Annotated in this window: 13 protein-coding genes; 4 read left to right on the forward strand and 9 right to left on the reverse strand. The window is 53.8% G+C overall.

The annotated features are described in order from the left end of the window. Positions 1–97 precede the first annotated feature (97 nt). Entirely contained in the window at positions 98–1,285 is a 1,188-nt protein-coding gene (locus tag AAAK34_RS10305) for a helix-turn-helix transcriptional regulator (RefSeq protein WP_231692960.1), read from the forward strand. A gap of 372 nt (positions 1,286–1,657) precedes the next feature. Here the strand turns inward: AAAK34_RS10305 and AAAK34_RS10310 are convergent, their stop codons facing one another. Then, positions 1,658–2,362 carry a hypothetical protein gene (locus AAAK34_RS10310; RefSeq protein WP_231692961.1) on the reverse strand — a complete coding sequence of 235 codons (705 nt, stop codon included), beginning with the start codon at positions 2,360–2,362 and terminating at the stop codon, positions 1,658–1,660. A gap of 556 nt (positions 2,363–2,918) precedes the next feature. Between AAAK34_RS10310 and AAAK34_RS10315 the strand changes: the two genes are divergently transcribed. Beyond that, positions 2,919–5,030 (forward strand): TIGR03768 family metallophosphoesterase, encoded by a 2,112-nt coding sequence (locus tag AAAK34_RS10315; RefSeq protein WP_231692962.1) that lies wholly within the window; start codon positions 2,919–2,921, stop codon positions 5,028–5,030. 175 nt (positions 5,031–5,205) lie between these two features. Here the strand turns inward: AAAK34_RS10315 and AAAK34_RS10320 are convergent, their stop codons facing one another. Together AAAK34_RS10320 and AAAK34_RS10325 are read right to left on the reverse strand one after the other, a co-directional pair. After that, the gene (locus AAAK34_RS10320; protein ID WP_431777242.1) at positions 5,206–5,538 is read right to left on the reverse strand and encodes a hypothetical protein; all 333 of its coding nucleotides are present in this window, start codon (positions 5,536–5,538) and stop codon (positions 5,206–5,208) included. Positions 5,539–6,303: 765 nt separating this feature from the next. After that, entirely contained in the window at positions 6,304–6,741 is a 438-nt protein-coding gene (locus AAAK34_RS10325) for a hypothetical protein (RefSeq protein WP_231692963.1), read from the reverse strand. Positions 6,742–6,823: 82 nt separating this feature from the next. Here AAAK34_RS10325 and AAAK34_RS10330 point away from each other — a divergent pair, with 82 nt between their 5' ends. Together AAAK34_RS10330 and AAAK34_RS10335 are read left to right on the forward strand one after the other, a co-directional pair. Next, positions 6,824–7,183 carry a transposase gene (locus AAAK34_RS10330; protein WP_431777243.1) on the forward strand — a complete coding sequence of 120 codons (360 nt, stop codon included), beginning with the start codon at positions 6,824–6,826 and terminating at the stop codon, positions 7,181–7,183. Between the two features lie 7 nt (positions 7,184–7,190). Beyond that, positions 7,191–7,460, forward strand: coding sequence for an aminotransferase class III-fold pyridoxal phosphate-dependent enzyme (locus tag AAAK34_RS10335; protein WP_231692965.1), 270 nt, complete (start codon positions 7,191–7,193; stop codon positions 7,458–7,460). Positions 7,461–7,669: 209 nt separating this feature from the next. Here the strand turns inward: AAAK34_RS10335 and AAAK34_RS10340 are convergent, their stop codons facing one another. From AAAK34_RS10340 to AAAK34_RS10365, 6 genes are all read right to left on the reverse strand, one after another. Then, complete coding sequence (locus AAAK34_RS10340; protein WP_231692966.1) at positions 7,670–8,548, reverse strand: IPTL-CTERM sorting domain-containing protein; 879 nt, start codon at positions 8,546–8,548, stop codon at positions 7,670–7,672. 459 nt (positions 8,549–9,007) lie between these two features. Next, positions 9,008–9,919, reverse strand: a complete 912-nt coding sequence (locus AAAK34_RS10345; RefSeq protein ID WP_231692967.1) for a bifunctional GNAT family N-acetyltransferase/nucleoside diphosphate kinase regulator — start codon at positions 9,917–9,919, stop codon at positions 9,008–9,010. Positions 9,920–10,294: 375 nt separating this feature from the next. Then, positions 10,295–11,119, reverse strand: a complete 825-nt coding sequence (locus AAAK34_RS10350) for a nitroreductase family protein (RefSeq protein ID WP_231692968.1) — start codon at positions 11,117–11,119, stop codon at positions 10,295–10,297. A 129-nt stretch (positions 11,120–11,248) separates the two neighbouring features. Continuing rightward, a complete protein-coding gene (locus AAAK34_RS10355) occupies positions 11,249–12,055 on the reverse strand; it encodes an IclR family transcriptional regulator (RefSeq protein WP_431778015.1) in 807 nt (268 codons plus the stop codon). A gap of 294 nt (positions 12,056–12,349) precedes the next feature. Beyond that, positions 12,350–13,153 carry a fumarylacetoacetate hydrolase family protein gene (locus AAAK34_RS10360; RefSeq protein ID WP_431777244.1) on the reverse strand — a complete coding sequence of 268 codons (804 nt, stop codon included), beginning with the start codon at positions 13,151–13,153 and terminating at the stop codon, positions 12,350–12,352. 522 nt (positions 13,154–13,675) lie between these two features. Next, entirely contained in the window at positions 13,676–14,587 is a 912-nt protein-coding gene (locus tag AAAK34_RS10365) for a TauD/TfdA family dioxygenase (protein ID WP_231692970.1), read from the reverse strand. Positions 14,588–14,703 lie beyond the last annotated feature (116 nt).

Consider the following 14,703-nt stretch of genomic DNA (forward strand, 5'->3'; position numbering starts at 1 on the left):
CCAGACTATTTGATCCAGTCGGTGGAATGTGCACAAACTCATATTGGCTTGTTAGCCAAGTGGAAAGATCAATCCAGGGAGGATCATGCACCCGGCCTTGAATCAACTCATCGGCGCGGTCGCGGACCCAGCGCGCTGGAGCAGGGCTGTTGCCGACTATGCTGCCAGCTTCAACGCAGAGCTCCAGGGTGCCGCGTTCTTGTCTGGTGGGCTGGAGCACCTTGCAGAATGGGGTGGTGAATTCGCCGCTCAGCCCAGTATTCATTACTGGCTACAGTCACCCTCAAGTGAAGGCACTCCAGCGCTGGTTGAAACAGGGCTTGGCTTCGAGACGGTGCAAAACTACATGAACGAGATGCGGCTTGACGACCCGCTCTGGCTGGCAGCCAAGACATGCACCGTTCCCGGAGTGCCGTCGCGCGCTGCGGCCTGGGCCGTCACGGACTCATCAAAGGAGCACTCTCAAAGCTTGCGTCGCACGGCCATCTACAGCGAGTTTCTGCAGCCGCGTGAAATCACATCCCGAATGTTGGGCGGCAGTTATGCAGCATCTCACCCGGTGGGACACCTGAACATGGTGATCTGCCGAAGGGGCTCCCAAGCGGGCTTTGGCAGCGAAGATCTGCAGAGATTTCGCAACGAATTCCTCGGGGTACAGCAAGCAGCCTGGTTGCATCGGGAAATGACGGCTATGCGGGCACGCATGCAGGGCATGGAAAGGCTCATGGAGCAGATGCCTATGGGCTTGCTTTTCTTTGATACAACTGGGCGTCTGCTTCATGCCAATGCACGAGCCCTTCGGCTTTGCGCGCGCCCAGAGAGCAGGGCCTTGCGCAGCCTGCGGCGGGGCACGGTACTGCAGAGTACCGCAGACGCGGGCTTGCGAGCACTGTTCCGTAGGTCGCTGCAAGGGCATAGCGGCTGCCTTGAGCTACCCGGTGCGTTGCTTCTGGTGACGCTGTCTGTCAACGACGTCGCTGCGCTGGGGTTGGATGCACGTGCTCCGGGTGTTGCTTGGGTCATCATGGAGCGCAGCCTCGACTGCACAGTTGCAGTTGAGCTGGCGCGGCAAGCTTACAGACTCAGCCCCGCTGAGGCAGCACTTTTGCTCAGGCTGATGCAGGGCGGTACTCCCCAAGATTTTGCGGATGCCCGAGGCTCTCGCATCTCCACAGTGCGCACGCAACTCAGCGCGCTTTTTACCAAGACGAACACGCAGCGCCAGCAGGAACTCCTGGCGCTGGTGGCACGCTTGATGTTGCTAACGCCAGCAGAGGCTCCGTAGAGCGTGTTCAAAGTCTTTGCGCGAGGTTTTCAACGCGGCAGACGCGGTTTTTTGCGGGCGCAGTGCAACTGGCGTCGTGCAACAGGCGCAACTGGCGCAACTGGCCCGCGATGAGATCGTAAACACTTCCTGAGAGTCGGACTGACAAGCGCACTAATCTAGGGATGCCCTGCATAACTCCCTGCGGTCTGTGGCAGCATGGCCTCGGGCGATCTGCTGCGTTGCTTTTCTTGTCAATAGCTGGGCTATTGGCTGCAAAAAGACGCCTTGCACCTCATCCCGATCCGCACTACCACCGACTCGCGAGGGTTATGCAGGACATCCCTAGGCGAGCTTTCGGGACATCAAATTAATTGATATCTGGAACGTGTGTCAGTTCCTTGACATCTCGCAGGTTGCACACCCACCATCTTTGTTGCACCACTCATCCGTCAATATTTGACCGTCCGGGGATACTTTTAGATTGTGTTTGCTCCGCCAGCTTGATGTAAGAGTTGCTGTATTTCCTCTCACTTGTCCACTTAAAGAGGCTTGCTGGTTTAAAACATCGTTACGTTCGCTCAAACTGCCTGAGACACTACCATCATTCACTGTGAGTACCATCAAAACATCTCGCGGAGAGCCCGGCCCACCCCACCACCCAGGCGCGCCGGAACAAGCAGCGTTGTGCCATCGCCCAGATAACGGACTAGCTTGCCTACCTATTTCTCCTGATTGATTTGATCCTGGTAGCGTTCCTTGTGAGTCTCCACCTACCTGCTGGCAAACCTGACAAGAAACTTCAGAAATAGTCTGACGCGTGACAGGTTTCTGCCCAAATACGCTGTCCTCACCGATATTTCCTTTAGTGATTATCGTAAAGCTCGGTGTGTTATCCAAAAAATAGCTCACCTTTGAACAAATTGGAGATGTTGATTTTATTTTTAACTCTGCACCGTACGATCCTTTTGCCGATGCAGTAGGAATAACTGAAATTGACGCCTGACACGAACCAACAACAATTGAGCAATCGCAACTAACTTGAGCAGATGTTAAGCCTGAGAAAAGCAATGCCAATAGTCCAAATATCTTGTGCATGGTTACCTCCTTGAATAACCACGATTTCCGTGTAGGTTTCTCGATTAAATTAGGCCGCAATGGCGCTTTGATCGGAAAGTTCCGATCACAATTTTGCCTCAGCTTCTGTGAGCCGGATATAGTCCGACATCAAAAATTCATCCTTCACGCTATCCATTCGGTAAGAATCGACTACAACCAATTTCAATTGCTGCACTGCAGGCTCCATTACATGAATCGAGACAATGCTTTTTCTCAACCTCTTGCCCAGGGGCGGATCACGCGAATTCGATTCGCTGCTGTGGGCGCTTTGTGGGTTGATGGCCTTTGGACTGCAGACATCCGAGAGATTACAACGCCCGCAAGTCTGAGTCCCTGAAATACTTGCACCGCTGACCCCCATGCTGCACCGCCGTGCCTGTTGGTTCAATGCCTCTCGCGTGGCGACTGGGCAACTTATTTCTTCATATTTCCTTTGTCTCTCATGTCGGGCGGTGACAAAATGGGAGCTTAGTGCAATTTGTTACGAAGGCTCGCGACCCTTAGCCGGGGCCATATTCCACGGAAGAAAAATAGAATGAAGCGCGTCCATCCTCTGCCCAGTTCAACGAGTCCCACTAGTCACGCAGTAACGCGCGGCACAGAGCTGGACCGACGTCAGTTCGTCAAGTATTCATTCGGTGTCGCGGCGGGTCTTTCATCGGTCGCTTTCACGACTGCATGTGGCGGCGGCAGCAGCAATCCACTTGCCAGTTATCCGATCGACGCCAGGAAGGTCAAGAAATCGACCGAGCAGATGCTGGCGTTTGACTTTACCGCGCCCACCATTGCCAAGCCCAAGTCGAACAACGGCCTCCACCCCACGGAGATGAGCCAGGTGCAAGAATTCGACAAGTTCGGCTACGGGAAGTACCGACTGGCAGGCGGGCTGCCTGTGGTGCCCCGCTACGACTTGCTGGCCAACGCGGGAAGCTACGCTGCTCCGGCCAAGCGAAAGAGGCTGGCCAATTTCTTTGCCATGACCGACATACACATCACGGACAAGGAAGCACCCAACCAGCTGATCTATATCCAGCAGGCAGATTCGGCTCACGGCGGCGAGATGACGTCGATCTACTCGCCAGTGATGATGTACACCACTCAACTGCTGGATGCTGCCATTCAGACGGTGAATGTGCTGCACGATCGCAGCGCATTCGATTTTGGTATTTCCCTGGGCGATGTTTGCGACAGTGGCCGGTACAACGAATTGCGCTGGTATATCGATGTGATCGACGGCAAGCCTATCAGGCCTAGTTCGGGGGCACATCTGGGGGCCGATAAGGTCGACTTCCAGAAGCCTTTTCAGGCTGCGGGACTCAACAAATCCATCCCGTGGTACCAGGTGCTCGGCAACCATGATCACTTCTACATCGGTTCCGTGCCGGTTGATGCGGATCCTTCACTCAAGATTCGCGAGAGCTATGTCAGCGATCAAGTTTGGGCGGTTGGTGATGTGCTCATACCCAACGCAGCAAAGTCTACTCCCATGGCATTGCCGCCAGTGGTGTATGACCTGACCACCAGCTTGGCGGGTACCTCAAGCGCGACCCTGAATGACCCGGTCACCGGCGTTGTGGGCAATACGTTCTACATGGGGGTGATCGACGGCGCCAGCCCTTATGGCGCCATTCGATATGTGGGCAAGAAAGAAAACTTCGAGTCGCCGCCCAAAGTGGCAGCCGACCCCGACCGGCGCGCCTTGCTCCGCAGCGAATGGATAGGGGAGTTTTTTAAGACGACAAGCCTTCCCAAGGGACACGGGTTTGACCTGGTGCCAGAATCGTTGCGCAGCAGTCAGGACGGTTTCGCTTGCTACAGCTTTGTCCCGAAGGCCGGTATTCCGCTCAAGATCATTGTGCTGGACAACACCCAACTGGAAACGGATGGCTCCCGCGATATCCACGGGCATGGCTTTCTGGACGCGGTACGCTGGAAGTGGCTCCAGGATGAGCTCGACGCGGGGCAGGCCAACAACCAGCTGATGGTGATTGCGGCGCACATACCGATCGCCGTCGCAGCCAGTGGCAGCCTGATGGAGTGGTGGAACCCCAAAGGGCAGGCATCGCCCTCTCAGAATGATCCGCATGCGGTCATGGATAACGCGGTCAAGCTGCCTGAATTGATCAGGAAGCTGCAAGACACACCGAACCTGCTGATGTGGATCGCTGGCCACCGGCACTTGAATACGGTCAAGGCGCTGCCTGCTTACAGCGATGAAGCTCGCACCATGCTCGTGCCTGAAAAGAGCTTCTGGCAGGTTGAGACGTCTTCGCTGCAGCATTTTCCTCAGCAGTTTCGCACCTTCGAGATCTATCTGAACAGCGATTACACGGTGTCGATCGTGGCGGTGAATGTGGATCCTGAAGTGGCTCCAGGCACGCCAGCAGCGACTTCGCGCAAATACGCGATTGCTGAGCATCAGATTGTGCAGAATAACCTTAGGAACAACGAGCCCAACCGCGTCTACTTTCCGGACAGTCGTTTCAAAGTCGACAGCACGGACCCTACACGCCCGCAAGATGATTCCGTCGATCCGAGCATCCACTACGGCGACGTCGAAGGGGTGCCATACTGCGCTTCCTACAATGCCGAACTGTTCAAGCAACTGACACCGACGATGATCGAGGTCGTGAAAAAAATCACCTGAATGACTTGAACTCGCAGGAACTGCTGCGGCTTACCGATTGTGTGTGATCGCGGCAGTAGATGTTCGTGGCAGCCGCAATTTATGGTCAATGGATCGCAATTGAAGTGCGGCACGCGCAGCATGCGTTAGCCAACAGGACGACCGACCACAATGTCTGATCCTGCCGGGCGAACCGTTATCCCAGTGCCTTCGCGTGCTGAGGAGAAAGTTTTGCAGTGTTTCCAAAGTCGATGGCTACTCGCTGCTCTTCCGTCAGCGGAAATCCATCGAGCAGCCGCGCAAAATGCAATGATCGCTCTGCAGGCGCAAACGACCAGTCACTGCCGTAGGTGATCCGTTCTGGAGCGGCGAACGCCAGCAGGGCAGGGAGCGCATTAGGGCTGCTTGAAAGGGCCACATCGAAGCAAAGCCGCTGCAGTCTTGCAATGCGTTCGGCAATGTTCTCAACAGCATACGCGTATACGCGAGCCCTTTGCAGGGCTTCCGGGGTGTTTCCTGTTTGATTCATGTGCATTGGCTTTTGCGGTTCCAGGAGGACGCGGCAAATGCGTGGCGGCGACCGGTAGTGTTTGAAACGCTAGCGGACGAGAAAGGACTGATGTGCGTACTACAAGTGAAAGCGTACGAGTACGATGCCGAGTAACAGACAAGGAAGCACCATCAAAACTTCAATGACTAGGAGTTTCAAGGCTTCAGTCGCCCACGCTGAGACGGGTATAAGGTCATTGAACCATTGCATGACGAACACAAGCTGAACAGGCATGACGAGCAGGCTAACGATGGCAAGAATGGTTCCAGCGATTGGGATTCGCCTGGACATTTTTTTGTTTGCGATCCACGCGATACTCATTGCCGCATGAAAGCCCCATGCAAGTATCCAGACCACTGTCACGAGATTCGCTGCACTCAGATGCGCGAGGCCATCTATGTGTATGATCCAAGAGGCAAATAGCCCCCCTGAAGATAAAAGATAACAGATTAGGACAATTGCTGCGCGGGGCTTCATCGGAATGGGCTAAGAAAAACAGACGTTGTCAGCCCGTGGGCGAGACTTCGAATATGAGGGCTGAACTGACAATAAAGAAATGCCGCAAAGCGCGGGCGACCCGAATATGCGGGAACGTATATGAGTACAAATGTACTATAAAAGGTGTAACCAAGCAGGTGTCTATCCTGTGGACCGGCGGGATGGTGGCTTTGGGCAGCTCAGGAGGTTCTGGGTGCGTAGTCAATCCAGAGATACCGATGTCGCTGCGAAGCGCAATTGGTGGCGCTATTTCTTGGTTGCCCGGGTCATCAGGTAGTGCTGGCGCACCAGATTGTTCTCAAAGTATCTTGCGACGAATCCGTCGAGTTCTTGCCTGAATGCTGCGAGCTTCGTCGGCTCGTCTTTCAAGGCGGCAACCAATTTAACGACTGGGCCAAGTGTTTCTTCTATGCTCTTGCGATAGTGCTGTGGGCTCAACGCAGGAAACACCATGACTGAGCGGTCGAAGGCGATGTCCGTCACGGCATCGCCAAGCCGCTGTCGAATGATGTTGGGGTCACCCCATTGCGGCGCTGGCGCAACCTCTGGAGGCGGAGGAATGAATTTTCCGACCAGAGCGAACATCTGCCCTACGTAGTCGCCCCTGAAGAATTCCCCAAACCAGCATGAGTGCTGGCTTTGAGGGTGATTTCGGATGGTCAGAACTCCCAGAATGATATTCAATCGGGTTTGTTTTCTGGGAGTTTTCCGCCGTGATGTTTGCCTGCCCGCCACTGACGATTTCTTTCGCGCACGCCTTGATCACATGATCGATCTGCGCCATCCGTTGGCGGTGCTGTCTTCTCAGATGCCCTGGCAACAGATCGAAACGTCAGTGGCTCACCTGTTTTCGCGCAAGGCGCGTGCAGCCCAGCCCATGCCCGATCTGGACCTGTTTGGCGAAGCGCCGCCATCTCCCGAACGCAAGAGCAACGCCGGACGTCCCCGCGTGCCGATGCGCACCATGATTGCGTTGCTGTACCTCAAGCATGCGTTCAACGAATCCGATGAAGGTGTGGTTGAGCGCTGGGCGGATTCTCCCAATTTTCAGTTCTTCTCAGGTCAGGCTTACTTTGAACCTCGCCAGCCGTGTGACGCCACCACCCTGGTGAAGTTTCGTATATGAACGGGGCTTGCAGTTGCAACAAGGGCTCCTGGAGCTCGCATCTCGGCATGACTTGGGCGAAATTCGCGGAGCCGGGTTGCTGTGGGCAATGGAGTTGGGCAGCATCAGCGCTATAGAGGTGGTAAACGGCTGCCGCCAGGAGGGTTTGATGGTAAATGCCGCACGGCCGCATTGCCTGCGCTTTATGCCTCGGCTAAGCAGTACAGCCGACGAGATCCAGATCGGGCTGGCTATATTGAGCGAGGTTCTGAGCCAGGGTATGGGTGGCTTCGATTGAAGCGGCTTATTCAGTGCGATCCCCGGCAAGGGGTAGGCGAGCATAAGATCATCTCGCCTATTTAATACTTAATATAGCAATGCGGGCGAGGAGTGAAGGAATTTCGTTCTATGCCCGCAGTTCTCATGCAGGCATATTTGCTTAGAGTATGTAAAACTATAGAATCCAGAATTCCACCAAACTGGATAAGATCCTATTAGAAAGGTTCTTCAGTTGCTTCGACGGCGAAGTCTGAGTACTGTGCCTAAAGCCAGCATACTCGAAAGAATGAGCATGCCCCATTCGCCGAGGGTAGGTACTGCGACCGGAGCCGCGCGCTCTGCGTAAGTGAAAACGACCACTCCGTTTCCGGCACGCACCCCTGCGGTCGTTGAACCGGCAGATACGCCACCAATATAGGAGGATCCGCCGCCGCCAGCTTGATGCCTATCGGAGATACCTCCACCGTAATAGCCGCCACCACCGCCGCCGATCCATGGGGTGAGTCCCACAGTCGCGTTGGCTCCCTGACCCAGGGCGCCGCCGTTTGCTCCTCCTGCAACTTGGCTACCACCTGTTGCCAGGGTGCCGCCACAGCAGGTGCTGCCGTTGCCGCCGCTTCCGCCTACCAGACCGCCGCCGGCACCACCAACTTCTGCTGTATTCTGAGTGGCTCCTCCTCCCCCGCCGGCTACCAGCACACGGTTCGCAAGTGCAGTACCTCCCTTGCGAATGTCGCTTGCGCCTCCGCCTCCGCCCACAACGTCGGGGGTAACAGAGTTATTCATTCCATTGCCGCCGCCGTTGAACCCGCCACCCATGGGAACTTGGTCGCCAATGGCGGCAGTTCCCTGGCCACCGACATAAACATACAGTGTTTCGCCAGGGGTAACGCTCAAATTGCCTGATGCAGACCCGCCCAATCCGCCAGCGTTCGTTGGGCCGCTCCAACCCGATGCGCCTTGGGCATCTATTTGGACAGTGGTTACGCCCGCCGGAACGACAAAGGTTTGTTGCGCGCCCGTGTAGTTGAAAGTGATGGTGGCGGCTTGGGCAGCCAAGCTTGAAAATGCTACAGCGCTGGCTAATATGAAGTGATTGATTCTCATTATGTTGACTCCCTGATTGGAATCAACATTTTGCATCTCTTTTATTTTGAGTAAGAAACGACAGTGATTAAAAAATCACCGTGGCGTCATGGAAAGGGCTGAGGACGACTCGAGTGTTGCGTTTGAGACGAATCGTGCATGCGCCGGAGGCATTTTTCAGGGGGTCTGCGGGTTGAAAAACGAGGAGGCTATTCATATTCATCGTCGAATGGGCGCAGTCTGCTTCTGACTGGTTGAATCAATAGGTTCTCACAAGTCTATCTAAGGCAATAAATATGACTAATTAAAGTCGACTCAAAATTAATCCGGCGGAACACGCTCAAGTGCTCGAAAATTCATCGGGCTGGAGGCAAATTACAGCCGCGCCGCAATCTGTGTGAAGGTGCCCGATTCGTTTTTTTGATAGAAAAAGTTGGGGCACTTGGTGTATTGGTCTCTACACGACTAATTTCGTCATACTTAGAGATGGAAGTCGCCTGCCGCTTCCGGCTGGTATAGCACTTTATCGATCCGGATTCGGCAGGTCCGGTCGGGAACTCGCCAGTCAATGGCGTCACCCTCCTTGTAACCCAAGATGGCCGTGCCTATGCTGGAAAAAACCGATAGCTTCCCTGCACCGTTATCCGCTTCCTGAGGGTAGACCAGCGCGACTTCCATTTCCTCATCATCAAGCCGCAGCAGTGCTCTGGAGTTCATGGTCACGACATTCTCAGCCACTTGCTGTGGCTCTACAACGATGGCCCGCTCAAGCTCATGTTCCAGATCGACCGTTGACGGGCCTGCCTCCAGCGTGAGCAGATTCTGAAGCCGGGCTTTGTCGATCTCAGTGATCTGTATGTCAGCGCTATCGCCTATCTGGCTTTCGCGCAAGAGCCGGAGGTAGCGCTCCGAGGTCATTGAAAAGGCCTTCAGGGAAGCGGTTTCACTTTCAAGAAGGAAGCCGCAGCGCAGGAAAGCCTTCAGTGATCGCGCGTTCTCAGTATGGATCTTGGCGATCAGTTTCTCGGCCCGCATGTCGAAGAAAGCGAGCTTCATGCCTTCGCGGATGGCACTTGCGCCCAGCTTGCGGCCCCAGTTTTCACGGTCGCCGATGACCAGGACGATCTCACAGTTGGGGCCGGTCTTAATAAGACGGACGAAGCCGACCGGCACATCATGGCGGTCGTAAGCCATGAAAAACCTGCCGCCCTGGTTGAATAGATGGGTCAGGATCGGCAGATGAACCCGGCCAACGACCTGCTCAATCAGCCGGGAGACATTGCGGGAGTCACTTAAATAGCGGATGACATTTTTGTCTTCCAGCCAGTCCATCAAAGTAAGTGCATTAGCCCGGGTGATCTCCGGACATAGCGAAATGAAAGGCTTGCTCATCTTCACCACTTTTGGTTGCAAGGATGAAAGCCCTTCATGGCAGCCGCCATGACGGTTCTTTCGGGGAAACTCGATTGTAAGCCGGTGCTCAGGAAAGGGTGATCGGCGCCTCACCTAACCCGTACATGGCGCACTGTTACCGTGGGTTGTGGCCTTGCGTTCGGACTGGGGATGTGCTGCATAACCCTCGCGAGTCGGTGGTAGTACGGATCGGGATGAGGCGCAAGGCGTCTTTTTGCAGCCAATAGCCCAGCTATTGGCAAGAAAAACAACGCAGCGGATCGCCCGAGGCCGTGCTGCCACCGACCGCAGGGAGTTATGCAGGGCATCCCTAGCGTCATTGTGGGATGAAAGTCCGTAAAAAAGAAGCAAGACTCAACGGTTCTCAAATCCCATTTTCCTTAACGCCTCCACAAGCCGGTCGCGGCCTTGCAGTGCCTCGGCACCGCGTACGCGGTGCAGCGAGTGGCGAATCCAGTCGCCGTTCGTTTTCATGCCCTTTGCTTCATAGAAGTTGAGCATTCGTGCGGCGTAATCTTCGACGGGCGCGCCATTGAGGGAGGCGTCGTAGCTTTCCTGGTGCAATACTGTTGATAGCGGAAGGCGTGGCTTGACGCTGCTGGGGCGCTCTGGGTCGGGGTAGCCCACGCACATGCCGAAGACCGCGAATGCACGTGGCGGAAGGTTCAATTCCCTGGCTACGGCTTCCGGGTGGTTGCGGATGCCGCCGATGTACACCACTCCCATGCCTTGCGCTTCTGCGGCGACGGCAGCGTTCTGGGCCGCGAGCGTGGCGTCTATGACGCCGACGAGCGTCAACTCGAGGTAGTCAAGCCCTTCATGCGGCAGGCTGTGTCTTTCACCAGCGGCCTCCAGCCTTGCGAGATCAGCAATCCAGATCAGGAACAGCGGACACTCTTCAATGTGACGCTGGTTGCCTGCAAGCGCCGACAGGCGTTTTTTCTTCTCGGTGTCACGAACGGCCACCACGCTCCAGGCCTGAAGGTTGGAGGAGGTCGAGGCGGATTGGGCGGCTGCCACCATCAACGCCAATTCTGACTCGGTGACAGGGCGTTGGGAATAAGCGCGAACTGAGCGGTGCTGCAGCATGGATGCCAGCACTGGATTGTTGGGATCGTCTGCTTTGGGTGCTGCGCCAGCGTAGCGCGCTTCCAGATGTTCTTGTAGCGAGTTCGGCATGTTTCTAAATATATTTCAGACTGTTTACGGTAATTGGGTTGAAATGGTTTTTGTAAACCAAGTGTTGTTACAGTAAAAAATCAATGGCTGCGGATGATGGGTTAACCTGTTTCAGGTGTTGTGTCGTGGCTAGGCTAAAATGCCTTTCCCGGGAAGATCGGATGGTTGGCTTATAATCTGAAGCCATCTCTGGCTTATGGCCAGTGCGGTTGATTTAAGATCCTCAACGAAATAATCAAAGTCACCTCGCTGAAAGATCTCTATCGGGAATGTTCTCGTTAGACTGGCGTTAACCTTGATCTTGCTCTCGTTGCTGGCAAGTATTGGAACCGCGATTCCTGCCATGTGCGGATTGTATGCCCCCACGGTGACAACATACCCCTTCTTCCTGTAGCTCGATAAATTGCCTCGAAATTCAGGCCAAGCATTTCCTAGTCCTACTTCTGCAATCGATGAGCTATGACCAAGGTAGATTGATCGGATTCGCGAGGCTGGCAGGAATGCCAAAATTGCCAGAGATGCCACCCCTTGGAAAAGTGGTAGCGGAACACCTCTAGAGCGTATAAGGTCAAATTCCAGATCGTTAGATACAATTTTCTCTGGGCCTGCGCGATGGATGCAGAGTGCTTTGTCTTTATATAGTGCTGAAAGCAGAAGTATGGTGCCTGGGACATTGTTGGCCGCCGGTCCCATTACTTCTCGGCCAGCACCTAAAAGAGGGTCGGTAATCTGAACTAATCTTTCAAGCTCAACGACTCTTGGTCCAATGCCATAGCTTCCGTTGCCAAGTGGATTTAGCAATCCTGAATCACAAAGTATCTTGAAATACCGAAAAGTCGTTGACTTCGCTGTGCCAAGCTCTGTTTGAATTTCATCCAAAGAAACAACTGGATTCGATAGTGTGAACCTGTTGAGAATGTAGAATATTCTCTCTATGCTGCTTTGTGACTTTTCCCCGAGCCTATGTAGTCAGACGACAATTCTGGTTCTGGTTGCGCGTCAGTGACGAGTTTGGGAAGGCGATTCATGCGTGATTTCTCAGGGTCAGGGCCAAGGAATGGTAGCCCCTTGGGTCCATCTGCTGTTGCAGTACTGGTGGGAGTGGCTTCGTTTCATTGGTGATGCAGCCACTGGCTCACAACTTTAGATGATCATGCAGGGCCCACCTTGCAAGCCGACTCTTTGAGAGAGAAGGAGCTTGGCTTGCTGAGGCAATCGATGGCATCCAACCTAGAGAGCACCCGCAGCTCTCTGTTGTTCATTCGAGAGGGTATTTTTGTCCGCTGCGACAAAGGTTGAAGTAAGCGTTCCAATGCCACTGATCTCTACGTCTACGATATCGCCAGGCTTCAAGTCTGGTGAGACTCCGTCAGTGCCCATCCAGATGATGTCGCCCGGATAGAGAGTGATGTAGCGCGTCATGGCCGCAATGAAGTGCTCCACACTAAAAAGCATATCAGCGGTTCGGAATTGTGTGGTTACGGTTCCATTGACACGTACTGAGGTCTCCATGGTGGAAAAGTCCACCTCTGTCTCAATCCAGGGCCCCATGGGCTTGAAAGTATCAGAGTTCTTGGCTCGCCAGAAGGTTCGATCTTCCTTCTGCCAGTTGCGCTCGCTTACGTCGTTGCCAATGGTGTAGCCAAGCACACAGCTTAACGCATTTTCCATGCTTAAGTTGCGTGCTTTCTTTCCGATTACAACAACCAATTCTCCCTCATAATGGATTTTATTGGCATCGGCAGGAATAATGACTGGTTGCTTGTGCGCAGTCAATGCATTGTTGGCCCGGTACCCTATGTCTGGCTTTGGGGGAATCCGCGAAGGGTCCTTGATGTGGTTCACATAGTTTAGGCCGACGCAATAGAACGTTCGTGGCTCTACGGGTATAAGTACCTCCACGCTTTCGAGGGGTATGCTTTTTTTTGTTCGTTCGTAGTTGGTGAATGGGTTGCCATTTACTTCCCAGATTCTTTTGTCTTCTAGAATGCCGTAGGCAGGGCCCGTGGCTGTTGAGTATCTAATCCAGCGCATGAATTTAATTGAAAATTGTATAAAACAAAAAAATGATGTCTATTAGGCAGCGAAGGATACAGCGTCACTCTTTATGAGTGAAAGCCTCCACGAGTCATTCCAGCGTCGTGCTATTGCTCGTGCTGTACGAATATTCTTGATGCCTTTGAGTGGCACAGGTCCATCATGTATGATGCCATCGTCATGGCTCACGACCAGCATGTACGCTGTAATCTCAATATGGGTGTCGATACATCGCGTCATCAAATTCGATAAAAGGTGGTGAATTCTCGAAGTCGATGAGCGCCTACCAAGCGATTCCCTGATCTCGGCTTCACTACTGCACGGCTTTCCCTGGCGCCACCAGACTGTCTCTGGATGGAGTAGCTGGATTAGTACGTCAATATTTCGCTCGTCCAGAGCTCGGTAGAAAGTCACGAGCAAGTTGGTGGCTGCCCACTGATCTTGCAATGTAATGTCTGATTCCACTAATTAATACTCCGCCTTGCGTAAATAGGGTCACGAGCCGTTCGCGAAGTCTTCTCATGCAGCCAATAGATTACGGCGGATTTCTTCCATGAAAGGTGCTTCAAATATTCGATCCGCCATGACTTGGCATCGTTTTATCAGTCTATGTTCAGACGCCGTGTAGTCGGGTATGGCAGTGTGAAGTGTTCCGATGTGATCCCACATCAAGACGTCTCCTGGTGTCCAGGTATGGGTGTACTGGTACTTGCTTTGAAGTTGATGCTTGAATAAATAGTCGATCGTTTGGTCACTTTCCTGCTCGCTCATCTCGTTGATGCGGATCAGATAGCCAGGGTTTGCGTACAGCACTTTCCTGCCAGTGATTGGGTGCGTGAGTGAGAGTGGGTGAACGGCAGGCGGCCGCTTGGCCTTTTGTTCTGGCGTGAGTGCGGGCCGGTTGCTACCTGGTCGGCTACGCATTTCATCCCAGAACTTGTTGAAGTCGTGGGTGCCGGTCATCCCTGATAGGCGCTCGACGAGTTCGTCGGGTAGGTCTTCGTAGGCTGCGTGCATATTGGCGAACTTGGTATCGCCAAGGGGGCGACCGTCTCTGTGGGGAATCTTGATGCCGTACAGGACGTTTGTGAATCCGATGAGTTGGTTATAGGACATATCGGTGTGCCAGTCCTGTCCGGCATCGGCCAAGCCAATTGGTTCGCCGTCTTCAATGATGTTCGAGAGCAGTCCGACTTCGGGGCAAGTCTGATCAGCAAACTTGCCCGTTACGGACGTCTGTAGTGAGCCAAAGCGCTTTGAGAACGCTTTGAGATGCTGAGATTCGAGGCGTTGGCCGGGAAAGCAAAGCACGCCGTACCTCCCTAGCGCATCGACGATTCTGGCAAATGTTGAATCGGTCAACGGCTCAGATAGATCTACACCGCGGACTGTTGCGCCAAGTACTTGGCTGGTGGGTTCGATGGATGCCATACGCTGCTCCTGAACAATGTCAATAGAAGAAAAATTAAATTCTCTCATTAAGAGAATAGTGTATAGTATCGTATATCAGTATTTGATCTAGATCTAGCTTTTGATTAGTTAAGGGG

This window comes from Ottowia caeni (assembly GCF_050821495.1).
GTDB classification, from domain to species: Bacteria; Pseudomonadota; Gammaproteobacteria; order Burkholderiales; family Burkholderiaceae_C; genus Ottowia; species Ottowia caeni.

Bases quoted from the DNA above. Each gene is read 5' to 3' on its own strand.
- AAAK34_RS10310 (WP_231692961.1), bottom strand. From the start codon at position 2,362: ATGCACAAGATATTTGGACTATTGGCATTGCTTTTCTCAGGCTTAACA.
- AAAK34_RS10315 (WP_231692962.1), top strand. From the start codon at position 2,919: ATGAAGCGCGTCCATCCTCTGCCCAGTTCAACGAGTCCCACTAGTCAC.
- AAAK34_RS10320 (WP_431777242.1), bottom strand. From the start codon at position 5,538: ATGAATCAAACAGGAAACACCCCGGAAGCCCTGCAAAGGGCTCGCGTA.
- AAAK34_RS10330 (WP_431777243.1), top strand. From the start codon at position 6,824: ATGATCGATCTGCGCCATCCGTTGGCGGTGCTGTCTTCTCAGATGCCC.
- AAAK34_RS10340 (WP_231692966.1), bottom strand. From the start codon at position 8,548: ATGAGAATCAATCACTTCATATTAGCCAGCGCTGTAGCATTTTCAAGC.
- AAAK34_RS10345 (WP_231692967.1), bottom strand. From the start codon at position 9,919: ATGAGCAAGCCTTTCATTTCGCTATGTCCGGAGATCACCCGGGCTAAT.
- AAAK34_RS10350 (WP_231692968.1), bottom strand. From the start codon at position 11,119: ATGCCGAACTCGCTACAAGAACATCTGGAAGCGCGCTACGCTGGCGCA.
- AAAK34_RS10360 (WP_431777244.1), bottom strand. From the start codon at position 13,153: ATGCGCTGGATTAGATACTCAACAGCCACGGGCCCTGCCTACGGCATT.
- AAAK34_RS10365 (WP_231692970.1), bottom strand. From the start codon at position 14,587: ATGGCATCCATCGAACCCACCAGCCAAGTACTTGGCGCAACAGTCCGC.